Origin of the sequence: Sphaerospermopsis sp. FACHB-1094 (assembly GCF_014696195.1) — a bacterium.
Classification (GTDB): Bacteria; Cyanobacteriota; Cyanobacteriia; order Cyanobacteriales; family Nostocaceae; genus Sphaerospermopsis; species Sphaerospermopsis kisseleviana.
In genome coordinates this window covers 1-21987 of the sequence record NZ_JACJPT010000017.1, presented here as the reverse complement: position 1 = coordinate 21987, position 21987 = coordinate 1, and the positions used below count along the sequence as shown (strand labels likewise).

General features: G+C 36.7%; 34 protein-coding genes and 1 pseudogene. 16 read left to right on the top strand and 19 right to left on the bottom strand.

Annotated features, from left to right (window positions below):
• Positions 1-97: 97 nt before the first annotated feature.
• Complete coding sequence (locus H6F47_RS07760; RefSeq protein ID WP_190648419.1) at positions 98-289, bottom strand: hypothetical protein; 192 nt, start codon at positions 287-289, stop codon at positions 98-100.
• A gap of 209 nt (positions 290-498) precedes the next feature.
• On the opposite strand from H6F47_RS07760, the gene H6F47_RS07755 reads away from it, so the two are divergent.
• Positions 499-1371 carry a hypothetical protein gene (locus tag H6F47_RS07755; RefSeq protein WP_236104028.1) on the top strand — a complete coding sequence of 291 codons (873 nt, stop codon included), beginning with the start codon at positions 499-501 and terminating at the stop codon, positions 1369-1371.
• Between the two features lie 185 nt (positions 1372-1556).
• Here H6F47_RS07755 and H6F47_RS07750 read toward each other — a convergent pair whose 3' ends face one another.
• Both H6F47_RS07750 and H6F47_RS07745 read right to left on the bottom strand, forming a co-directional pair.
• Positions 1557-2654: an ABC transporter ATP-binding protein gene (locus H6F47_RS07750; protein WP_096571936.1), complete on the bottom strand. Its 1098-nt coding sequence runs from the start codon at positions 2652-2654 to the stop codon at positions 1557-1559.
• Between the two features lie 169 nt (positions 2655-2823).
• Positions 2824-3537 (bottom strand): GUN4 domain-containing protein, encoded by a 714-nt coding sequence (locus H6F47_RS07745; protein WP_096571935.1) that lies wholly within the window; start codon positions 3535-3537, stop codon positions 2824-2826.
• 447 nt (positions 3538-3984) lie between these two features.
• Between H6F47_RS07745 and H6F47_RS07740 the strand changes: the two genes are divergently transcribed.
• Entirely contained in the window at positions 3985-5406 is a 1422-nt protein-coding gene (locus H6F47_RS07740; RefSeq protein WP_190648416.1) for an NADP-dependent isocitrate dehydrogenase, read from the top strand.
• Positions 5407-5587: 181 nt separating this feature from the next.
• Here H6F47_RS07740 and H6F47_RS07735 read toward each other — a convergent pair whose 3' ends face one another.
• Complete coding sequence (locus H6F47_RS07735) at positions 5588-5818, bottom strand: type II toxin-antitoxin system RelE/ParE family toxin (protein WP_272109810.1); 231 nt, start codon at positions 5816-5818, stop codon at positions 5588-5590.
• 51 nt (positions 5819-5869) lie between these two features.
• On the opposite strand from H6F47_RS07735, the gene H6F47_RS07730 reads away from it, so the two are divergent.
• The 4 genes from H6F47_RS07730 (at position 5870) to H6F47_RS28805 (ending at position 7986) form a co-directional block, all read left to right on the top strand.
• On the top strand, positions 5870-6418 hold the full coding sequence (locus H6F47_RS07730) for a Uma2 family endonuclease (protein ID WP_137666965.1): 549 nt from the start codon (positions 5870-5872) through the stop codon (positions 6416-6418).
• Positions 6419-6610: 192 nt separating this feature from the next.
• On the top strand, positions 6611-6949 hold the full coding sequence (locus H6F47_RS28815; protein WP_347239073.1) for a protein kinase: 339 nt from the start codon (positions 6611-6613) through the stop codon (positions 6947-6949).
• On the top strand, positions 6946-7653 hold the full coding sequence (locus H6F47_RS28810; protein WP_347239072.1) for a protein kinase: 708 nt from the start codon (positions 6946-6948) through the stop codon (positions 7651-7653). Before H6F47_RS28815 ends, H6F47_RS28810 begins: the two co-directional genes overlap by 4 nt.
• Before the next feature lie 27 nt (positions 7654-7680).
• A complete protein-coding gene (locus H6F47_RS28805; protein WP_347239071.1) occupies positions 7681-7986 on the top strand; it encodes a hypothetical protein in 306 nt (101 codons plus the stop codon).
• An 89-nt stretch (positions 7987-8075) separates the two neighbouring features.
• Here the strand turns inward: H6F47_RS28805 and H6F47_RS07720 are convergent, their stop codons facing one another.
• From H6F47_RS07720 to H6F47_RS07690, 7 genes are read right to left on the bottom strand one after another with little or no spacing between them, the layout of a single operon-like run.
• Entirely contained in the window at positions 8076-8471 is a 396-nt protein-coding gene (locus H6F47_RS07720; RefSeq protein ID WP_190648414.1) for a type II toxin-antitoxin system VapC family toxin, read from the bottom strand.
• Between the two features lie 8 nt (positions 8472-8479).
• Positions 8480-8827 (bottom strand): UPF0175 family protein, encoded by a 348-nt coding sequence (locus tag H6F47_RS07715; RefSeq protein ID WP_190648411.1) that lies wholly within the window; start codon positions 8825-8827, stop codon positions 8480-8482.
• A 55-nt stretch (positions 8828-8882) separates the two neighbouring features.
• Positions 8883-9473, bottom strand: a complete 591-nt coding sequence (locus tag H6F47_RS07710) for a serine protease (RefSeq protein ID WP_190648408.1) — start codon at positions 9471-9473, stop codon at positions 8883-8885.
• Complete coding sequence (locus H6F47_RS07705) at positions 9473-9964, bottom strand: DUF3368 domain-containing protein (protein ID WP_190648405.1); 492 nt, start codon at positions 9962-9964, stop codon at positions 9473-9475. The genes H6F47_RS07710 and H6F47_RS07705 overlap by 1 nt, the downstream gene beginning before the upstream one ends.
• On the bottom strand, positions 9948-10202 hold the full coding sequence (locus H6F47_RS07700; RefSeq protein WP_137666969.1) for a UPF0175 family protein: 255 nt from the start codon (positions 10200-10202) through the stop codon (positions 9948-9950). The genes H6F47_RS07705 and H6F47_RS07700 overlap by 17 nt, the downstream gene beginning before the upstream one ends.
• Before the next feature lie 41 nt (positions 10203-10243).
• Positions 10244-10873 (bottom strand): serine protease, encoded by a 630-nt coding sequence (locus H6F47_RS07695; RefSeq protein ID WP_347237734.1) that lies wholly within the window; start codon positions 10871-10873, stop codon positions 10244-10246.
• Positions 10870-11274: a COP23 domain-containing protein gene (locus tag H6F47_RS07690; RefSeq protein ID WP_190347368.1), complete on the bottom strand. Its 405-nt coding sequence runs from the start codon at positions 11272-11274 to the stop codon at positions 10870-10872. The genes H6F47_RS07695 and H6F47_RS07690 overlap by 4 nt, the downstream gene beginning before the upstream one ends.
• 210 nt (positions 11275-11484) lie before the next feature.
• Between H6F47_RS07690 and H6F47_RS07685 the strand changes: the two genes are divergently transcribed.
• Positions 11485-12207 carry a superoxide dismutase gene (locus H6F47_RS07685; protein WP_190648403.1) on the top strand — a complete coding sequence of 241 codons (723 nt, stop codon included), beginning with the start codon at positions 11485-11487 and terminating at the stop codon, positions 12205-12207.
• Between the two features lie 103 nt (positions 12208-12310).
• On the opposite strand, the gene rsmG is transcribed toward H6F47_RS07685, so the two are convergent.
• Together rsmG and H6F47_RS07675 are read right to left on the bottom strand one after the other, a co-directional pair.
• Entirely contained in the window at positions 12311-13060 is a 750-nt protein-coding gene (rsmG, locus tag H6F47_RS07680) for a 16S rRNA (guanine(527)-N(7))-methyltransferase RsmG (RefSeq protein WP_190347370.1), read from the bottom strand.
• Between the two features lie 91 nt (positions 13061-13151).
• On the bottom strand, positions 13152-13823 hold the full coding sequence (locus H6F47_RS07675) for an energy-coupling factor ABC transporter ATP-binding protein (RefSeq protein ID WP_096571929.1): 672 nt from the start codon (positions 13821-13823) through the stop codon (positions 13152-13154).
• Positions 13824-14122: 299 nt separating this feature from the next.
• On the opposite strand from H6F47_RS07675, the gene H6F47_RS07670 reads away from it, so the two are divergent.
• The 6 genes from H6F47_RS07670 to H6F47_RS07645 all read left to right on the top strand — a co-directional run bounded on the left by H6F47_RS07670 (position 14123) and on the right by H6F47_RS07645 (position 17559).
• Entirely contained in the window at positions 14123-15031 is a 909-nt protein-coding gene (locus H6F47_RS07670) for a Sll0314/Alr1548 family TPR repeat-containing protein (protein ID WP_137669206.1), read from the top strand.
• 154 nt (positions 15032-15185) lie between these two features.
• A complete protein-coding gene (locus H6F47_RS07665; RefSeq protein ID WP_096571927.1) occupies positions 15186-15638 on the top strand; it encodes a DUF3531 family protein in 453 nt (150 codons plus the stop codon).
• A gap of 30 nt (positions 15639-15668) precedes the next feature.
• A complete protein-coding gene (locus tag H6F47_RS07660; protein ID WP_137669205.1) occupies positions 15669-16100 on the top strand; it encodes an NUDIX domain-containing protein in 432 nt (143 codons plus the stop codon).
• An 89-nt stretch (positions 16101-16189) separates the two neighbouring features.
• Positions 16190-16756 (top strand): Uma2 family endonuclease, encoded by a 567-nt coding sequence (locus tag H6F47_RS07655; RefSeq protein WP_190648401.1) that lies wholly within the window; start codon positions 16190-16192, stop codon positions 16754-16756.
• Positions 16757-16813: 57 nt separating this feature from the next.
• The gene (locus H6F47_RS07650; protein ID WP_190347373.1) at positions 16814-17374 is read left to right on the top strand and encodes a Uma2 family endonuclease; all 561 of its coding nucleotides are present in this window, start codon (positions 16814-16816) and stop codon (positions 17372-17374) included.
• 5 nt (positions 17375-17379) lie between these two features.
• The gene (locus H6F47_RS07645) at positions 17380-17559 is read left to right on the top strand and encodes a hypothetical protein (RefSeq protein ID WP_190648397.1); all 180 of its coding nucleotides are present in this window, start codon (positions 17380-17382) and stop codon (positions 17557-17559) included.
• Here H6F47_RS07645 and H6F47_RS07640 read toward each other — a convergent pair.
• Together H6F47_RS07640 and H6F47_RS07635 are read right to left on the bottom strand one after the other, a co-directional pair.
• A complete protein-coding gene (locus H6F47_RS07640; RefSeq protein WP_096571923.1) occupies positions 17531-17863 on the bottom strand; it encodes a hypothetical protein in 333 nt (110 codons plus the stop codon). The two genes, H6F47_RS07645 and H6F47_RS07640, sit on opposite strands and share 29 nt — an antisense overlap.
• Positions 17863-18264 (bottom strand): hypothetical protein, encoded by a 402-nt coding sequence (locus H6F47_RS07635; RefSeq protein WP_096571922.1) that lies wholly within the window; start codon positions 18262-18264, stop codon positions 17863-17865. Before H6F47_RS07635 ends, H6F47_RS07640 begins: the two co-directional genes overlap by 1 nt.
• 130 nt (positions 18265-18394) lie before the next feature.
• Here H6F47_RS07635 and H6F47_RS07630 point away from each other — a divergent pair.
• A pseudogene (locus tag H6F47_RS07630) lies at positions 18395-18988 on the top strand (DUF3370 family protein); the annotation flags it as partial.
• Between the two features lie 68 nt (positions 18989-19056).
• Here the strand turns inward: H6F47_RS07630 and H6F47_RS07625 are convergent.
• On the bottom strand, positions 19057-19362 hold the full coding sequence (locus H6F47_RS07625) for a DUF4090 family protein (RefSeq protein ID WP_137669465.1): 306 nt from the start codon (positions 19360-19362) through the stop codon (positions 19057-19059).
• Positions 19363-19412: 50 nt separating this feature from the next.
• Here H6F47_RS07625 and H6F47_RS07620 point away from each other — a divergent pair, with 50 nt between their 5' ends.
• A complete protein-coding gene (locus H6F47_RS07620) occupies positions 19413-19745 on the top strand; it encodes a hypothetical protein (RefSeq protein ID WP_190648394.1) in 333 nt (110 codons plus the stop codon).
• 42 nt (positions 19746-19787) lie between these two features.
• On the top strand, positions 19788-20171 hold the full coding sequence (locus tag H6F47_RS07615) for a hypothetical protein (RefSeq protein ID WP_096571920.1): 384 nt from the start codon (positions 19788-19790) through the stop codon (positions 20169-20171).
• Here the strand turns inward: H6F47_RS07615 and H6F47_RS07610 are convergent.
• From H6F47_RS07610 to H6F47_RS07600, 3 genes are all read right to left on the bottom strand, one after another.
• On the bottom strand, positions 20155-20298 hold the full coding sequence (locus H6F47_RS07610) for a hypothetical protein (protein WP_190648391.1): 144 nt from the start codon (positions 20296-20298) through the stop codon (positions 20155-20157). The two genes, H6F47_RS07615 and H6F47_RS07610, sit on opposite strands and share 17 nt — an antisense overlap.
• Positions 20299-20391: 93 nt before the next feature.
• Positions 20392-20643 carry a hypothetical protein gene (locus H6F47_RS07605; protein ID WP_096572847.1) on the bottom strand — a complete coding sequence of 84 codons (252 nt, stop codon included), beginning with the start codon at positions 20641-20643 and terminating at the stop codon, positions 20392-20394.
• Positions 20644-20759: 116 nt separating this feature from the next.
• Positions 20760-21987: phosphoenolpyruvate carboxylase (locus tag H6F47_RS07600; protein WP_242027353.1), on the bottom strand; the 1228-nt coding region annotated here is incomplete at its 5' end.

The window sequence follows — 21987 nt, the reverse complement described above, 5'->3', positions numbered from 1 at the left end:
GGACTTACGCAAAACAGAACAAAAGTAGGGGTAATTCATGAATTACCCCTACGCAAGAATCAGGTTTTTAGTCCAATCTTGCGTAAGCCCTACAATATTATTTACCCAGAATGACCCGTAAAAGATTTTGTAGTTCTTGACGGTCTATTTCCTGAAGCTGTCCTAATTTTTTAATTACCAATCCTTTTGCAATGGTAGTTAAAACTGGTTTGATAATTGAAGGTTTGATCAAACCAGAATTTTTCCATTCGGGAGCATCCCAATTTTGAAAAAATAATTGTAGCAACACCAAAAACTCTCGTTTAACTCTCTTACCTTTGTGTTCTTTGCACCCTTTGCGGTTCAATCATATCAAGGCTTAGAGCATTTGATTTCGTTGGTTAATTTTTTTAGGATTGATTAACATTATACATATTCATTATATAGTATAATATACTGGTACTCTCATCTCAGAAAATTTTAGCTAATCGTAAGATTTTGTAAAAAATTAATTGAGTTTTGACAAAACGTCATAAATTACCACCCATGAAAAAATTAATTCCCACAATCACTTTAATTCTATCTTGCATTTCTTTGGTTAGTTGTAATAATCCACCAACCAATACAACCACAGCAACATCAACTAATAATACTGTACAATCTCAAACAAAAAATTCACCCACATCTGAAACAGAACAGGAAAATAAAACAGATATCAAAAAAGAAAAAACAACAGAAACAGATAAACCAGAGAAAATAAAATCTGCACCGCAAATTAGTCGTAAAACCACCATCAAAAATAAATCACCGCAAGTTGGTACAGTTAAAGAATTAGTTAATGGTGATTTAATGTGTTATGTCACCTTAGTAGATGAACAAGGTAAAGAAAACCAAGTTGGTGCGAGTTTTGATATTTGTGCAGAAGAAGGAAAATTTTTAAATAAAAAAGTCCGTGCCATTTTCACAGTAGAATCAGTGAATGATTGTGAAAGTGCAGAACCTTGCGGAAAAACTCGTCAAGAATCTATAATTACTAAAATCGAGGTTTTAGAAGATAAAACAACAGCAAAAACCGAAACCAAACCTCAAGCAAATAAAACCCAAACCATTAGTAATGGAGAGTGGAAAATTACTATTGGTAATGCTGACTCTTGGACAGGAGTTAATAATACAGGAAACTTGACATACCAAGGATGTGATACAAAAGGTAACTGTCTTGAATTAACAGGTGGTAAAGTTTCCTGTCGTGATGGAAAATGTGTTACAGGGTGGAGAAATGGAGATTATGTTTACATTTTAGAACAACCGATTACAGAAGATGGAAATGCGGATTCAACTTTAATCGTAAGAAAAGGTGATCAAGAAATTCTCAAAGCGACAGGATTAAAATAAGTAGTAGGTTGGGTTGACAAAAAGAAACCCAACATTACTCATTTTCTTCCTTTGCGTACTTTGCGTACTTTGCGGTTAATTAACCCAAAAATCTGGAAACTACACCGAGAAAAGATGAATAAATAAAATGATCTAACTTCTTGTTAGGTTACGCTGTCCCTTAACCCAATATACATTAAATTAGATTAAACAGGAAAAATTCTTTCTCCACTACCCGGATCAAAAACAAATAAATGATTTAAATCGAAATGCAAATGCAACTTTTCACCGGGATGTAAACGCACACCCCCACCCACTTGAACATTGATAAAACTAGAAGAATTAGGTAAACTCACACGAATTAAAGTTTCTCTTCCCAAAGGTTCAACAACCTTAACTTCTACTGCAAGGGTTGAATTTTCTGGTTGAATTTCTGCTTTACTAATACTAATATGTTCAGGACGAATACCCAAATTACAAATTTGTTCAGGGTGAAAATTCAAAGCAGCTTTGATATTTTCAGGAACAGCTAATAATTGACCACTAATATCAAAATTATCACCCTTATAGATAGCGGGTAAAATATTCATGGGCGGATTACCCAAAAAAGCTGCTACCATTTCATTAGCAGGTAAAGCATAAATAGTTTGAGGATCGCCAATTTGTTGAATTCGTCCCCGATTTAACACTACAATTTTATCAGCTAAAGTCATGGCTTCAACTTGGTCATGGGTGACATAAATTGTCGTAATTCCCAATTCTTGATGTAATTGTTTTAATTCTGCTCTAGTATCATCTCGTAATTGAGCATCTAAATTAGATAAAGGTTCATCGAGTAAAAATAATTGAGGTTGACGTGCGATCGCTCTTCCTAATGCTACCCTTTGTTGTTGTCCTCCAGAAAGCTGTTTTGGTTTTCTATCTAACAGATGTTCCAAAGAAAGCGATCGCGCAACCGTTAACACTCGTTCTTGAATAGTTTTTTTATCCACCTTTCGCATTTCCAACCCAAAAGCGATATTTTGGGCGACGGTTTTATGGGGATAAAGGGCATAATTTTGAAATACCATTGCTACATCACGCGCTCTGGCTGGGATATCATTAACCAAGCGATCGCCTATATATAAATTTCCAGAAGTAGCAGTTTCCAAACCTGCGATAGTTCGTAAAATCGTAGACTTACCGCACCCCGAAGGACCAACTAAAACCCAAAACTCACCATCAGGAATTTCAAAGGTGATATCCTCAATAGCGGTGACATTGTTAAATTTACGTTTAATTTTATCTAAAACAACTTTAGCCATTTCTAATAATTGATAATTGACAATTGATAATTGATAATTGGGCATTAGGCATTGGGCATTGGGCATTGGGCATTGGGCATTGGGCATTGGGTTATTAATCTTCCCATGCTCCCCCTGCCTCCCCTGCCTCTTCCCTGTCACCTGTCACCTGTCACCTGTCACCTGTCACCTAACCCCACGCAGGATGAGATAAAAGAGAAGCCATTACCCGCACCCCGCGCAGTTGGTTAGAAAGGGGTAGATGACCTCTAGGGGCGCTTAAATCCCAGGTAAACTCGTTGGGGTAGCGAGTCCATTTATTGCCATCCTTCCAGCCGATTTTTGGCCATAAAGTTTCCCAGTTTCTACCCACCCCCAACCAAATTTCTCGCTGTACAGAAAAACCAAACTTACCTTCGGAGTAGACAACCCAAAGATGATTAATTGTTTGTAAATCTTTGATGGGGAAATTTTCCACTTCAGTAAAATACAACCATTTTCTTTGTACTGCTTGGGGTCCTGCCATTTCGCACATTTTTTGAATTGTCAGCAGGTCAGCAGCTTGAAACTCCTGCTTGATGAGTAATTCTTGCAAAGAATTGTAACTGATCCCACGATCTGATTTTAGAGGTACAATTCCTTCAGGAAAGTGAGTTTCTAGAAATTCCTTAGCCGTAGGTGCATCAGAATTGTAGATGACTTGGTAAGCTTTACCATCAATCCAAGTTGCTGGAGTGTCACGACGTTTCAACAAAAATTCCTGCAACACATCTAAACCCTCATTACCCAAGTTAGCTAATTGTGGGATGATTTGTTGTTGGACTTTTTCGGACCCAGCGATTAACTTTTGGCGCAGGGAGTCGATGTCATTAGCAGTGCCTGATACAATCATTGGGTCTGTCATGCCATTACTCGTGTTAGCGTTTCAGTGAACAAACGAATCAGCTATTGGGCATTCTACAAAATGAAGCACAGATAGCGAAAAGTAGTTTACTATTTTTGACCGGACAAAGTAGCGCCGGTTTAACTGCAATCTACGTCTGAGCTACCAATAATTTACCAGGTAAAGCAGGGGATGATCTGCGCCTCAAAGAAAGGGCAGGGGAAGCAGGGGAAGTAAGGGAGGAAAATTAAAAATCAAAAGTCAAAAAACAGGGAATAGGGAATAGGGAATAGGGAATAGGGAATAGGGAGAAAAATTTATTCTACCTTCTGCCTTCTGCCTCCTGCCTCCTGCCTCCTGCCTCCTGCCTTCTACCTCCTGCCTCCTGCCTCCTGCCTCCTGCCTCCTGCCTCCTGCCTTCTGCCTCCTGTAACTCCTTGAAATTATTCTATTTGGAATGTGTTAACTATGTACGACAAGATTACCCCCCCGACAACTGGCGAAAAAATTACCTTCAAAAATGGTGAACCCGTTGTTCCTGACAATCCTATTATTCCCTTTATTCGTGGTGATGGCACAGGTATTGATATTTGGCCAGCTACAGAAAAGGTGCTTGATGCTGCGGTAGCAAAAGCATACAACGGCAAAAGAAAAATTAGCTGGTTTAAGGTTTATGCTGGTGATGAAGCTTGTGATTTATACGGCACTTATCAGTATTTACCCCAAGATACTCTCACCGCTATTAAAGAATATGGCGTTGCAATTAAAGGACCTTTGACTACTCCGGTAGGTGGTGGGATTCGGTCTTTAAATGTGGCATTACGTCAAATTTTTGACCTGTACGCCTGTGTGCGTCCTTGTCGTTACTATGCAGGAACTCCTTCCCCACACAAAAACCCGGAAAAATTGGATGTGATTGTTTACCGGGAAAATACGGAAGATATTTATTTGGGGATTGAATGGAAACAAGGTAGTGAAATAGGCGATCGCCTCATTTCCATTCTCAACAATGAACTTATCCCCGCTACCCCAGAACACGGTAAAAAGCAAATTCCCCTGGATGCAGGTATAGGAATTAAACCCATCAGTAAAAGCGGTTCACAACGTTTAGTTAGACGCGCCATCAAGCACGCTTTACAACTGCCCAAATCCAAGCAACAAGTGACATTGGTGCATAAGGGCAACATCATGAAATACACCGAAGGCGCTTTTAGAGATTGGGGTTATGAATTAGCAACCAGCGAATTTCGTAATGAATGCGTTACCGAAAGGGAATCTTGGATCTTAGGAAATAAGGAGAAAAACCCTAACATTTCCTTAGAAGAAAACGCCAGAATGATCGATCCTGGTTTTGATGCTTTAACACCAGAGAAAAAAGCACAAATTGTTAAAGAAGTGGAAACAGTTCTGAACTCAATTTGGACAAGTCATGGTGATGGGAAATGGAAAGAGAAAATCATGGTAAATGATCGCATTGCCGATAGCATTTTCCAACAAATTCAAACCCGACCAGATGAATATTCAATTCTGGCTACAATGAACCTCAACGGTGATTATTTATCCGATGCTGCTGCTGCTATTGTCGGTGGTTTAGGTATGGGACCAGGGGCAAACATTGGCGATTCCTGCGCCGTTTTTGAAGCTACCCATGGAACAGCACCAAAACACGCCGGTTTAGATAAAATTAACCCCGGATCTGTGATTCTTTCCGGTGTCATGATGCTAGAATATATGGGTTGGCAAGAAGCCGCAGATTTGATTAAAAAAGGTCTAGGTGCAGCCATAGCTAATGGTGAAGTTACTTATGACTTAGCGCGGTTAATTGAACCACCTGTAGAACCTTTGAAATGTTCTGAATTTGCTGAGGCAATTATCAAACATTTCGGTTAATTGCGGTTAATTTCTATTAACTAAAGGGGCGGGTTTTTCCCGTCCTATTTGTCAGAATCAGGATGTCCAGGATTTAAGGATGAACAGGATTCAATACTTTTCCATGAAGCCCAAAAAATAAAATTCTGTAGGTTGGGTTGAGGAACGAAACCCAACATTTATAGACAATCGTTGATTATTCCTAACTAAATACATCAGGTAAATTTCTTGCACCATGTACAACACGCACAACCTCTATACCATCTTCGATTTCACGGTAAAGAATTAAGTAGCTTCCAACAGGAAAATAACGCATTTCTGGAGCAATATCAGGTCTTGCTTGACCAATATCAGGATTTTTTGCCAAAAGTTGACTTTTTTCCTCTATTTGGTCAAGAATTTTATCAGCCACTACTTGATTATCAGCAGCAATATATAGTCATAATATCAATAATATCTGTGTTGAAAAGGAGAATAGATAATTATGGTAATGATACCAATTAAAGAAGATGTATTAAAAAAGTATTCCTTAGAAGATTGGATGCAAAGTTCCCCAGAGGGTACAGAATGGGTAAATGGGGAATTATTGGAGAAAGAAGAAGTGACATTGAAACACAGTCGGGTACAAGCAAAACTAGCTACTTACTGGAGAAATTACAAAGATTCTAGTGAACAAGGTGGAGAAGTTTATACAGAAGCACCCTGTCGCACTCATCAACAAGGTCGTCGTTCTGATGTTGCTTATCTTACTCCAGAGTTGATGCAGCAGTTTGGTGAACCTGCTGTTTTACCTCAAAGTTTTCCCCTCGTAGCAGAAATAATTTCTCCTACAGATTTAGCAGAAGATATGATTGCTAAATCTCAAGAATATTTGCAATCAGGAAGTGAGGAAGTTTGGTTAATTTTTCCTGAAAATCGTTGGATTATTGTAATTACTAAAAATCAACGTCTTGTGTTTATTGCTGGTGAAATAGTGAGGACTCAAATTGTATTACCAGGGTTTAATATTGCAGTAGATGAATTATTAGGTTAAGACAACAGAATTATTAGGGGAAGACATATTACCAGGATTTAGTTTGAGTTTAGATTGTTATTAATCTGCTCAATTTTCACCACCAACTAACCGACTCAGATCATTATCCACAGCACCTAAAGGTAAAATTTGTGCCATAATGAACCTTAAACGGGGGGAAAATAACTTCCAGGGTACAGAGTGAATCTTGGTATGAACAGCATGAAGATAGGTGGACGTTACGAGTACGACAATCACAAACCTTTGGGAAAAGGTGGGTTTGGAACCACTTTTTTAGCGAAAGACACCAAACGACCGGGAAACCCTCTTTGTGTTGTCAAGCAGTTTACACCACCCAGTACAGAACCCGATACCTTAAAAAAACTTAAAGAATTTTTTGACCAAGAAGCAGAGATTTTAGAAAAGCTAGGAAAATATGATCAAATACCCACTCTTTTAGCTCATTTTGCAGAAAATCAAGAGTTTTTTATAGTTCAAGAATATATAGAAGGGCATGATTTGAGTGATGAATTAACATCAGGTAAAAAATGATTGAATCTGATGTTATTAAACTCTTACTAGAAATTCTAGAAGCATTAGAATTTGTGCATAAAAATGGAGTTATACACAGAGATATTAAGCCAGATAATATTCGCCGTCGTCAGTCAGATCATAAAATTGTCCTGATTGATTTTGGTGCAGTTAAAGAAGTGAGAACACAGGTAATTAATAGTCAGGGAAAACTTACTTCCACTGTCATTATTGGTACTCCTGGTTATATGCCACTTGAACAACAAAGAGCTAAACCACAATTGAGTAGTGATGTTTATGCAGTAGGAATTATTGCCATTCAAGCACTAACAGGTTTATTACCTCATGAATTACCAGAAGATGCAAAGACAGGAAAAATTATTTGGCGTAACTCTGCAAATGTTAGTCCAAAACTAGCGACAGTTTTAGATAAAATGGTGAGCTATGATTTTCGTAACCGTTACCCAACTGCAAAGGAAGCTTTACAAGCAGTTAAAAATTTATTACCAAAGCCTATATATAAACCGATAGATTGGCGGGTTTTGCTAGGATTAGGAATTGTCACCGTCATTAGCCTAATTATGTTCCTGATTCCTAAAAATGATTTTAATTTATATGAAAATTCTCAATATGGAATCAAGGTAAAATATCCAAAAAATTGGGAAAGACAAGATTTAGAAAATCCCATTCTTGGTGAAGTTGTAACTTTTATCTCTCCTAAATAAAGTGATGCAGATAAGTTTCAAGAAAAGGTGACAATTAGTATTGATAGGTTTTCTGGTACATTAGAAGATTTGCAAGTATTCAATATTCAGGAAATTCAAAATACTTTTTCAGCTTCAAAGATAATTGAAAAATTGATAACAACTAAGGCAAATAAACCTGCTAGTCAATTAGTTTTTATGGGTAAAAGTGGCAATGATAATTTAAAGAATATGCAGGTTGTGATTTTGCAAGGCGATCAGGCTTATACGATTACTTATACTGCTAAAGTCAATGATTATGATGAGTTTGTGGAAACAGCAGAAAAGATGATTAAGTCATTGGAAATTGATTAATTGTCTGAATCAGGATATCCAGGATTTAAGGATTTATGGCTAACGCCACGCTACGCGAACAGGATTTATTATGATAAATATCCTGAAGATTAACTGAAAGGGTTAAAAAGTGGGATACCACAACTATCAAAATCACGAATATTGCGCGTAACTAAAGTTAATTGATGTATCTGGGCTGTAGCAGCAATCATCATATCTGCTTGGGTAACTGTTTTACCGCTTAATCTTTGTTGGCCTCGTATTTTACCGCAAAGTTGAGCGATTTCAGCCGTGACAGGTAAAATTTGGCAATCATTTTTAATAAAATTATCAAACCAATTTTGAATTTTGAGGTTAGGTTTTGATGTTAATCCATAATGTATTTCTTCCAAAGTAATTACACTAATATTTATGGAAGATAAATTTTTTACCCATATTAAAACACCAGGATTAGGCTGAGGTCGCACTAATTCGCTAATAATGTTCGTATCACATAAAAAATTCATTGCGGATGTTAAAAAAATAAATTAGTCCGGTCTTGACGAGAGGGAACTTCTAAAGAATAATCTTCTTCAATACAGATTTGTTGAAGTTCGTTAACAGTATCAGCTAAAGTCTTTTTTTGATTATCTTTTACTAAATCTTTGATGGGATAATTTAGAGAAATCTGAGATTTGTCTAAAAAATGTTCAGTTTCTTGAAGTGAAGCAAATTTTAGTAATTGCTGAATTTGCACAGAAGTCATGATTTTATTTCTATAAGCTTCTACTGCTAAAGCTTCTAATAGTTTTTGTGGTAAATCTTGCCAGTTTTGTTGTAGTTGGTTGCCAATATCTTCAGGAATTTCGATAGTAATTTGCATATTTTTGTCTTTTTTCCAAAATCAGGATTTATTTAATTATACATGATATTTTTTGTCAATGAATTGCTATCAATTCTCCCTGGTCATTCAATACTGCGCCGCCACTCATTCCTCCCAATGTAGGATTGTCATAAAATAAATTGTAGCCACTATCAATATTTTCTGGTACATTGTCAATTACTCTTCCACTACGACAATCATAAATAGATTTTCTCACACCTCCTGTCTGGCGAGGGAAACCCGCAACATGGACATTCATTAATCTTTTTAAATCATCAGAATTACCAATTTTAGCAACTTGATAATCTTTTTTGCTAGTAAACTGTAGAATCGCCAAATCTATTTTATTATGTAGTCGTTTCACTGTTTGATAATTGAGTTGATAACGTTGATTATCTGGGGTAACTATTTGATATTTTAAATTACTATTTCTTACTACATGATAAGCTGTAATCACAGTATAAATATTGCCTGTTTGTTTAATAATCACACCAGAATCAGGGGACTCACTATCAATTAAAACAGTGATTTCCTTGCCAATTGTATCTACTTGATCATTACTACATATTGCCCTTGCTGCTTGCGGCTGTACCAGGGAGATTGTTACCCCTATTAGTGCAGATGGAAGTGTGTATTTATAATTCATTATTTAATGTCCTCTTTCAAAATTTGAGATAATAAATTTGGTGCAATATGAAACCCAGCTTCTTCGCGTAACTGGTTAATCACCAATGGCAGTGAAGAAATCTGTCCATTACGTGATGCACGTATAACTACACCTAATATTCCTGTAACTTGTAAACCGAAACTTTTAGCAATTCTTCTCCCATCTCGTTCATCTAAAATTATCCAATCTGCATCTAGCAACAATGCAAGTGCAATTGCTTCTGCTTCACCTCTGTCTAAATCTCGCTGTAATAGCTGTACCAAAGATGGATTATTAACCTCCCGCACTTGAAGCCATCCTGCAACTAGGGCTTCTCGCAGGTGATCAGAACCTGGTAGCATTTCTTCTACCCGCAATTCCTCCAATACAGCCTTTGGGATCAGTATCTCCCCAAATTGTTGGCGTAATAATTCTAGCTGATCTATAATTGCCAGATTCAATAATGGCGAAGTATTACTGACCACTGGCATAGTTTAAATCATCCTCCAATTCAGCCAATTCATAGTGTCTATTAATCCCACGTTCTCCTAATAATTTACCAAATTCATATTTTCCCATAGCAGCTAACTCTCTAGCCTTACCAAAAGATAATAGTTCTTGGCTATAGAGAGCTAATGCTAATTCAACCAATAATTCCTGTTCTATACGTTTTTCCGGTAGTCGAATTGCTGCAATTACAGAATCGGGAATAGACAGTTGCACACTCATAATTATTTACCCATCAATTAATTCAATTGCTGATATTTTAATTATCTATGAAAATGCGAATTAGATATCTGTAATTTTCCCATATTTTGTATTACCTGATCCATTGGTACAGCCCAACTCAAACGGATAATTTGCTGATGTAAATTTTCTTCTGCTTGCTCACCATCCATAAATAAAGAGGGAACATCCCATAAAGGATAAGCGTGCATACCATTCACACCGACAACTTCACCACTTTTATTCAATAAAGCTCCTCCACTCATTCCCTTTTCTAAACGGTTGGTATATCCCACTTGATAACCTTGTTCTAAAGATTTTTCTAACACTAAATAAACCTTACCACTATTAAACACAAATTTAATTTCCTCAGTTTCTTCCGGCACAGGAAAACCAGCTACAAATACTTCATCACCTACCTTGGGAACATTACCCAAAGCAGCTATAGAATAATCTTTTTTAATACTTGTAAATTGTAATATTGCTAAATCATAGTCTTTAAAATTTATATTTTTTATTAAACTTGCTTGATAAATTTTACCATCTGGTGTTTGAATACGATAAGGGGGATTATCTGCTCTCAAAACATGGGCATTAGTTAATACTGTATAAACTGAATTTTGTTTATTCAGTAATATTCCTGAACCTAAGAAATCTGTTGATAATATCTTCACAGAAATGGCTGCTGCTTTTTACTACTTGTACAGTTAGGATTTTGGCTAGTACCTGCACAAACTACAGGTTCACCATTCAGTGTTCCAGTGGTAATATTTTTGAGTGTACCGTTGTCATTGCTTCTTTGAAATCTTTTAGATACTTCTACACAACGACGTTGAGCAGTCCAAGGTGGTGGAAAATAGTTATTGGAAGTCCAGCGAACTATGGTGACTTTTCTACCATCTTGAGTCCGAGCAAATGTGACAGGTACACCCTTACTCTTGCCACAGTAAAAGGTTGCGCTTCCTGCATAGCTGGGTTGGTTGCTAACTGCGGTTGTGGCTAATACTGTCAAGGATGCTAGGGTGACAGTTCGCGTTACTCCTATCCACACTTGACTAAATAAGCTCTGTGTCATAAGTTTAGGCAATTTTTCTGTGATTAACGTGATATTGTTATAATCACAATTATAACTGATACTTACAGAAATTTACAGGATAGGGTTTTGTCAAATTAGGTGCATAAACTTGATAAATAATCTAGGGGAAGTAAAACTCACCATTCCCTAATCTATTTTTGCAGTTATGATCTAAAACAGTGTGCAAATCTACCAACTGCAAAAAGACTTATGAGTTTAAATCGTCGTCATTTCTTGGTTTTACTGGGTGCTAGTGCGGGTGCTTTTCTTCTTGATAGTTGCGCTTCTGCGGAAACATCAACCCCCAGAACATCAACTATTGAACTACCTCCTTTACCCTACGCTTACGACGCACTAGAACCGCATATTGATGCAAGAACAATGCAGTTTCATCACGATAAACATCATGCAGCTTATGTGAATAACTTAAATAAAGCATTGGACAAATACCCAGAACTGAAAAACAAAACTGTTGAACAACTACTGCAAAATCTGGATAATGTCCCCGCAGATATTAGAACTACAGTCAGAAATAATGGTGGTGGTCATGTTAACCATTCAATGTTTTGGAAAATCATGAAACCTAATGGTGGTGGTGAACCGACTGGAGAAATAGCAACTGCAATTAATGATAATTTTGGCAATTTTGCAGATTTTAAAAAACAGTTTAATGAAGCTGGTGCAGGTCGTTTTGGTAGCGGTTGGGTTTGGTTAGTTCGCAATAAAAATGGTAAGTTAGAAATTACAACTACTGCAAATCAAGATAGTCCTTTAATGGAAGGTAAATATCCCATTTTTGGTAATGATGTTTGGGAACACGCTTATTATTTAAAATATCAAAATCGTCGTCCTGAATATTTAGAAGCTTGGTGGAATGTGGTTAACTGGGATGAAATTAATCAACGGTTTGCAGATGCAAGTAAAATAGAGTAATTCGTAATTCATAATAATTCATAATTCATAATTGGTAATTGATTTATAAACACAACCAATTACCAATCACCAATCACCAATCACCAATTACCCATTACCTAATTTACAAAGGTTTTTGTGTTGGTATACCCACAGGACGAGGAAAACTCACAGGTGTATGTTTTACCTTCCTTAAATATAAACAATGACGAATACTATTACTTAAAGGAGTGGTAAACTCATCAATTAATTCAACTTCTCCCCCTAAATGATATACCGCATTTTCTAAACTTTGATTTTCTTCCTTTGTCCAACTTCCCCGATAAATAACTGCTAAACCACCTTTTTTCACTAAAGGTAAACTATATTCAGCACAAGCAGAAACACTACCCACTGCACGAATCACAGCTAAATCATAATTTTCTCGATGTTTACTTTCCTGTCCAATTTCTTCCACCCTCCCGACAATTGTTTTCGCATTGATAAGAGGAAGATCCGTTAAAACAGAGTCAATAAAATTAATTTTTTTGCGAGTAGAATCTAACAAAGTCACCTGAGAATTAGGGAAAATAATCGAAATTGGTAAACCAGGAAAACCAGCACCAGTACCAATATCAATTACGGATGCACCTGGATGAAGAGAATCAATAAAATGCTGTTTTGGTGCAACTCCCCTTAACGAATCCCAAAGATGTTTTTCCCAAAATTCTGACGCTTCAGTAATGCGAGTTAAATTCACATAACGATTAGCTTCAATAACCAATTCATAGAGTTTTTGCAATTGATTTTGTTGATCATTTGTTGGTTGCAAATTTAACGTTTCTTGCCAAACTTCCACCATTTCAGGTAAACTAAATACGGACTCTAAACTCATATTCACTCAATTAATTATCTCAAAATCTTTGCGTTCTTCTCTGCGACTCTGCGCCTCTGCGTGAAACTTTTTAAGTTTTAATTCAAATGTTTCACTTCCCAACTGTTTCTGCAATTTTCTTTTCTAAAGTTTTAGGATCAACAGATTCCAAAACACCATGATTTAAAGTCCAACAACTGTCCGCTATTGGTAACATATCCCCTGCATCATGTGTAACAACTAATAAAGTCCAATCTTTTTTCAGTTTTGCTAATAAATTTATTAATTGACGACGAATAGACCAATCTAAACCGGCTGTAGGTTCATCTAATAATAATAAATTTGGTTGGCGAATTAATTGAACTGCTAAAGCTAAACGTCTTTGTTGTCCACCGCTTAAAGCATGGGGTGAGGTAGAAAATGATAAATGATCTAATCCTACTTCTCTGAGTGCTTGATGAACTCGTTCTGTACCTAATTCGGGATGTCCTAAACGCAATTCTTCCAAAATTGTACCACCGCAAAAGTGCCTTTCGGGAAATTGAAAGACAATTCCCGCTAATTGTTGCAGTTGTTCTGATATTAGTGGTTGTTCTCTCCAAAATGCAGCACCGGAGGTAGGTTCAACTAATCCTGATAAAATTTCTAATAAGGTGCTTTTACCAGAACCACTAGGACCTATGACTAAACCTAGCTGCTGTGGTGGTAATTCCAGGTTAATAGATTTAAGAATTGCTGTGGGACAAGCTGTGGGGTGATAAGTTAGATTTCTGAGATAAAGCATTTGTTAAAATTACCAGATAGTCAGCGAACAACTGATGAACAACTGATGGACTAAAAGCAAAGTTACGTAACCAAAACCTGATCCAGCAGCAACAAACATTCAACTTTTTCTATTTTGACAGAATTACACAAAAAAAAATCGCTACAATCAGCGAGGAATCCTGATGAATTTTCAATAGTCTAGATAAATTGGATTTTTTTGGATTTTTTTGCTAAGACAGAAGCGTTTTTTGGTTAAGCATTTTTTGATTTTAAGTAATACATAAGACAAGTTCAACCGTAATAATTCTGTGTTTTATTATGTCTAAACATTTTTTAGGATTTCCTCTGGTTTCTACAGTTGCTTTTGCTACTACGTTAATCTTAAATTTGTGGGTAAATCCCTCATTAGCGGGTGATCCATTTCGCAGTAGTGAACCTCATAAAATTGGCGATCGCACGGAAGCAGCGTTTAAAGCGATTTTCCAACAGGGAGATTATTCCGCAGCAGAGGATCACCTGAAAAAAGCGATCGCTGATGAACCCGATGAACCTTTAGCTTATGCTTTAAAAGCATCTTTAGCTTATACTAATCAAGATTTAGTAGGATTGGAAAAGTACAGCAAAAAGACTTTAGAAGCTGGACAAAAATTGATTGCTACTAACCAATTACGTGGTAATTTATACACTGGAGTAGGCAATTTTTTAGAAGGTGCTGTCATTATTACCCGTGAAGGTACGGTTAATGGTGCATCAAAGGCATTTACTAGGTTAACAAAAGTGTATGAATACTTAGATAGAGCAGAAGCCATTAATGCCAATGATCCAGAGTTAAATTTAATTAAAGGCTATATGAACTTAATGTTAGCCGTTAACTTGCCTTTCATTAGTCCTGATCAAGCGATTGAACAACTGGAACAAAATGCAGCACCTGGATATTTAGTAGATAGGGGTATTGCTTTAGCGTATCGGGATTTGAAAAAATATCCCCAAGCATTAAAATATGTGGATCGTGCTTTGAAAAACACCTCTGATAACCCAGAAATTTATTATCTCAAAGCGCAAATACTGTATTTACAAGGTAACAAGGAAAAAAGTCAGAATGTGGTTAAAGAAGCGATCGCATATTTTGAGAAAGCGTTAACCAAAAAATCCCAACTTCCTGCTAGTCTAGTCAAACAAATTGAATCCGAACGCAACCAGGCTAAAAACCGACTCAATAATATATGATGATTTAGTCATTAGGAAAGAAGGGAACAGGGAACAGGGAACAGATAATTATTTATTCTCTTTCCCAATCACCAATCACCAATCACCAATCACCAATCACCAATCACCAATCACCAATCACCAATCACCAATCACCAATCACCAATCACCAAAAATGTACATTCAATTCCGCGAATTTAATCCCTTTGACGTTTGGTTCTGGATCAAATTTAGTACCATTCCTTCCCAACAAGAAAAACAATATGTAGAAGAAGTATTTAACTCTTGGTTTTATTTAGGTAAACTAGGAGGTTTCAACGCTGAAAACTTGCAAGTTCAAGAAACAGGTTTGGATTTAAGCTACATGGATTATGATAACCAAGGTTATGATCAAAGTATGTTAGCTTTAATGCACAACATGGGTGAATTTGAATATGAAGGAAAATGGGGAAGATGCTGGTTTGATTTAGGAACAAGTGATGCGATCGCCTTAGATATTCTCATCAACGCACTATCTCAATTAAGTGAAGAATACGTCACCATAGAAGCATTATATTTAGGTGGTGAAAATGAAGATTGGCCAGTAGAAGATAGTGAAACTCGCGCTTATTCCCTTTACGATAATTAATCATTCAAATAACAACAATTACTCACAACAATGAATCAACCAGGTGAAATTAGAGTCATAGTTTTAGCATTAATTAAAGACGGTGACAGAATCTTTGTTTCTGAAGGATATGATCCGACCAAGCAATCAACATTTTATCGTGCTTTAGGTGGAGGAGTAGAATTTGGTGAAACCAGTCGCATAGCATTGGAACGAGAATTTCAAGAAGAAATACAAGCTGATTTAACCAACATTCGTTATTTAAGTTGTATCGAAAACCTGTTTATATTCGATGGTAAACAAGGACATGAAATCATCCAACTTTATCAATGCGACTTTGCAGATCCGAAATTTTACCAAATTGAAAGTTTAACCTTTTCCGAAACACCAGAAAAGAAACATCGTGCTTTATGGGTAGAAATTGAAAAGTTTAAATCAGGAGAACTAAGATTAGTACCAGAAGTCTTTTTTGATTATTTGTAAACTCAGATCCCCGACTTCTTGGAAAAGTTGGGGATCTATTTCAAGAAATGATATAATTAACAAATAACATCAACTAACGAGAGTGAACTATGTCTACTAAACTATTAACCAGACGTTTCACAGTTGAACAATATCATCAAATGAATGCAGCAGGAATTTTAACAGAAGATGATAGAGTAGAATTAATTAACGGAGAAATTATTGAAATGTCACCAATAGGAAGAAAACACGCAAGTTGTGTAAGAAGATTAATTAGTACATTGTCTCAATTGTTGCTTCCATTAGCAATAGTTGATTCTCAAAACCCCATAACTTTAGATAATTTTTCCGAACCGCAACCAGACATAGCATTACTTAAACCCCGTGAAGATTTTTATGAATCTGCACATCCTCAACCATCGGATGTATTATTATTAATAGAAGTTGCAGATAGTAGTTTTGAATATGATCGAGATATCAAAATTCCTCTTTATGCAGCTAATGGTATTATAGAAGTTTGGTTAGTTGATATCATCGAACAAAAAATCATCGTTTATCGTCAGCTTACAGAAAATGGATATAGTCAAATCACAACCTTTCAACGTGGTGAAATTCTAGATATCCTCGCATTTCCTGAAATTAAAATTACCGTTGATAGCATTTTAGGAACAAAATAATTATAGAAACAAATTATAGAAATAATTAACCAATATCATCAACAAAGAGAGTGAACTATGTCTACGAAATTATTAACCAGACGTTTCACAGTTGAACAATATCATCAAATGAATGCAGCAGGAATTTTAACAGAAGATGATAGAGTAGAATTAATTAATGGAGAAATAATTGAAATGTCACCGATAGGAAGAAAACACGCATCTTGTGTCAATCGTTTAAACTCTCTTTTTTCACAGTTACTAGGTAAAAAAGTAATTGTTGCTGTACAAAACCCCATAACTTTAGATAATTTTTCCGAACCCCAACCAGACATAGCATTACTTAAACCCCGTGAAGATTTTTATGAATCTGCACATCCTCAACCATCGGATGTATTATTATTAATAGAAGTTGCAGATAGTAGTTTTGAATATGATCGAGATATCAAAATTCCTCTTTATGCAGCTAATGGTATTATAGAAGTTTGGTTAGTTGATATCATCGAAAAAAAAATCATCGTTTATCGTCAACCTTCAGAAAATGGATATAGTGAAATCAACACCTTTCAACGTGGTGAAATTTTAGATATCCTCGCATTTCCTGAAATTAAAATTACCGTTGATAGCATTTTAGGATAGAATCAATGACCAATTACCAATTATCAATTACAAATTACAAATTACAAATTATCAATTACCAATTACCAATTACCAATTACCAATTACCAATTACCAATTACCAATTACCAATTACCAATTACCAATTATCAATTACCAATTATCAATTATCAATTATTAATCATATCTATCCTTTTTCAATTTAATCACCAGCATGACATTATCATGATGCTGACCACCAATAATATCTTTGAGGTGAATTTTTCCATCAATATATTGTAAATGAATCCGCCACCCTGATATTTTATTAATATCTGCACGGTAAATAGCTTGTTTAATACCCGCTACCTTATGTAATCTGGTTTTAGGAAAATTTCTAGTTCGGTGACATTCATTATCTTCTAACTCAGCTAAAGCTTCCAGAAAATCAATTTTCAGATATTCTGGAAGAATTTTCATTGCTTCATGAATGACACCATATTCATCTAACAGAGGTTTAATTTGTGCCATTAACAACACTGAATTTCTAAAGCTGGGTTTTCTTCTACCGTGAAATCTTGATAAATCATTTCTGCAACTGCATTATAAGCTTGTTGTGCATTTTCTTGATTAACTAATCTAAATAAAGTGATTAAAATACAACCAAAAATTGGATCATCATCAATAGTTAAAATTATTCTTTGTTGATCGTTAATTTTGAGACAATATATAGTAGAATCATAGTCATGATTTAGTTTAATGTTTCTGAGTTGTTCACTATGTTCATAAAAAGAATTATTAATTAAATTATTTTCAGATGATAACAATTCAAAATTTCGATTCATTTCCTTAATAATTCTAAACTTCTCTGTATCTGTAAACTTTTCTAAATCTTTTTCAAAATCCTTAGTAGATTCAATGAGTATATCCATTTATTGAACTCCTGAGTCGAAATGACTGGGTTACTTTAAATTTACACGCATTACAGAAAATCAGAAATTAACCTTCCATATATTGTATCCAGTTCATAACATTCGGAAAAACTGACTGGAAAAATCAAATATGGGAATTTTGCAAGCCAAAAACCACATCCTCAAACCTGTATTCATCATCATATCAGGATTAGCGATTACTCAAACTATCGGCTGTACAACTTTCAATAGCTATCATCAAAAAAATCAAGTAAACGCTCAAACACCTACAAAACCAGCACCACAAGAAATTGTGCAAGTGGGAGAAATACGTCCTTTACCTGGTAGTTTAGATAAAATACCGGTTTTTAATAGCAACAGTCCAGAATGGATCAAAAATGAAGGTATTCTACTTTCTACTTTTACACCTAATAAGAAAAAAGTTCCAGCCGCACATTTAAAATTTCCCATTCAAGGCAGATTTGATCTATTTGCTCATCATTATACCCACACTCCCAAGGATTTACAAACCTTATATATAGGAGTAATTTTACACAACCCTAGTAAAAAACCTATCACCATTAACGTTTTACAAGGTGCGAGTTATTTAATGACAGAAGCACCTTTTGTTACCTTACAACCCTACATAGAAAATAACGATGGTAAAGCATTTTCTGGACCAGGTGCGAGAGCAGTAGCGGATGTTTTGCGGGGAGTACGTCAAAAACAATTTCCGGCGAAATTAGATTTTGTGTTGGGTTACGCTGTTGCTAACCCAACCTACTATTCTAAAATCCAAAATCTAAAATTGTATTATTTACCACCATAGAAAAAGGCAACTTCTTTTTCTTTTAAAGGAGCAAAACCAGCATCAACCAGCTTTGCGTCTAACTCAGCTTGGGGAATATGCTTTGCACCAATACGGACGATCCTAGAACGCATAGTATTAGATACACCACTGCGTTGTCTACCAGCTTCTAAACCCATGACTTGATTATATAGTTCCAACTTAGCAGCAGGAATAGGAGAACCGTCAAAATCAATTCCTTGTGCGATCGCTACATCAACAGCATCAGCACCTGTAGTAGCTTGATTTTTTACATTAGTTTCAGTCGTCATGGCTATTAAATTCTCAAAGTTATAGGTATATATTACCAGGTCATTGGGCATTGGGCATTGGGTTATTAGTCTTCCCCAGTCACCAGTCACCAGTCCCTCACAAGGGTAGGTATTTTACATTGTCGTCAGGGCAAGACTTGGTGGACAAGGTGGACAAGGTGACAAGGGAGGAAAACAGTACAAAGTCTGTATTCTTAGTCACAAAAATAGTCCGTCAAAAAACCATTGTCCGTATAAAATCTTCCTTGTCCACTTTCCTTCCTTGTCTTCCTAGTCCTGCCTCAACAGATAATATTAAAAACCTACCCCTGTCAGGTCCCCAGTCACCAGTCCCCAGTCACCAGTCCCCAGTCCCCTACACTTGCCACTTTGGGAAATTTTAGTTTAATCTCGAACCAGCGGTATAGCCATTTTTAGGTGATGCTATGTCTGATGCCCACACTCCTCGTAACAAAGACCGCAGCCTCGAACAAGCTCTAACTAACAAAATTATCGACGATTACTTCGAGAATTCTGAAAGTTGGCTGAGAGCAATTTTGCGGATGTGTATTTTCTCCCTCTCTAAAATCAATGGAGAATCCGTTTTTATCGTCGAATGTCCGAATCAAGCCGTAGCAAAGCGCCTGAGTCGTAAAACTTATCCATTTCGAGGAATGGTATATTTTTTAACTGATAATTTTGATGACCGCGATCGCACGTTATTTTGTTATAAAGACGAACGGAAGGGAAATTGGCGATGTTTTGATACTAGCACCAATACTTGGCAATCTTTAAGCAGTCTGCAATCATCTACTACTCCAATGGAATAGGGACTGGGGACTGGTGACTGGTGACTGGTGACTGGGGACTGGTGACTGGGGACTGGGGACTGGGGACTGGGGACTGGTGACTGGGGACTGGTGACTGGTGACTGGTGACTGGTGACTGGGTAATCAATTTTATGTTTTCTAATCAACTATTCCCAATTCCCAATTCCCAATTCCCAATTCCCAATTCCCAATTCCCAATTCCCAATTCCCAATTCCCTAATTAATAACTTTTACGTACTATTGACCCGCCAACAAACGCCCCTAATATTGTACCTGTCCATATTCCAGCTATACTACCCTGCCAAATTGCTCCAGGTGTGACTACGACATTACAAACTTGCTGGAAACCCCAGCCTTGAGTTTGACATTTTTGGTTATGCAACATGGAAGTAATTTGTGCAGCCATTAAACCACCAAAAAAGCCAGATGATAGGGCTACAAAAGTACAAATTAGAATGCGTTTTTTGATCATTGTGATTGGTGATTGGTGATTGGTGATTGGTGATATGGCGGGATTGGGAGAAATAACAATATCTTCTCTTACACTCTTTCTTTCTGTCACCTGTCACCTGTCACCTGTCACCTTCTTCAACCAGTATTTCTCATTCCTGCGGCAATACCGTTAATAGTTAACAATGCTCCTCGCAGTAACTCCCCTTTGCTGTAACGAGAGTGAATTATTCCTGGTGTGGTGCTGTTCTTGTACTGTCGTAGGCGCTTGAGTAGAGAAACTTGAATAAATCCTAACGGTACAATTGTTCCATTACGTAACTGTACTGAACGCTGCAAAATCGGATCACCGTCTAAAAGTTTTTGGTGTCCGGTAATTTTTAAGACTAAATCCCTGGTGAGATAGAACTCACTAGCAATTTGCTCAAACACTTTCTCAAAACGAGGTTTGTCTTCAGGGTTAGACAATTCCTGTACGTAATGTCGCGCCATTTCCATGTCTACTTTCGCTAAGGTCATTTCTGCTTTAGAAATCACCATTTTGAAGAAAGGCCATTTGACATAAAAGTAACGCATTAATTTTAAGTGTTCTTCCGGTTGCTCGTTCAAGAACTCCTGTAAAGCTGTACCCACACCATACCAGGAAGGTAACAAGAATCGGGTTTGTGTCCAACTAAATACCCAAGGAATCGCTCGTAAACTGCTTAAATCCTTTTTACCAGATGGTCGTCGCGCTGGACGAGAGCTAATTTGCAGTTGGCTAATTTCTTCGATGGGGGTAACTTGATGGAAGAAGTCGATAAAATCGGGTTGTTCGTAAATGAGAGCGCGATAATGTTGACGCGACGCATGAGCTAATTCTTCCATAATCTCATTCCAAGGTTCAATATCATCAAACCCGGTTTTCAACAAACTAGCTTGTACAACTGCACTGGTAATAGTTTCAACGTGATACAGAGCTAGATCCAACAAAGAATATTTAGAAGCTAAAACTTCTCCCTGTTCAGTGATCTTGATCCGTCCATTAATACTATGTCCTGGTTGGGCTAAAATCGCCTCATAAGCAGGTCCACCACCACGACCTACCGATCCCCCCCGTCCGTGGAAAATTCGCAGGTTTAAACCGTATTCTTCCGCAATTCCTTGCAGGGATTTTTGGGCTTTATGAATTTCCCAGTTACTACTTAAAAAGCCTGAATCTTTGTTACTGTCAGAATACCCTAACATCACTTCTTGCAAGTTGGGGTTGAGGATGGAAGATTGGGAAATAGGGAGACTTGCACTGAGCGACTTGTACTGAGCCTGTCCTGAGCCTGTCCTGAGCCTGTCCTGAGCCTGTCCTGAGCCTGTCCTGAGCCTGTCCTGA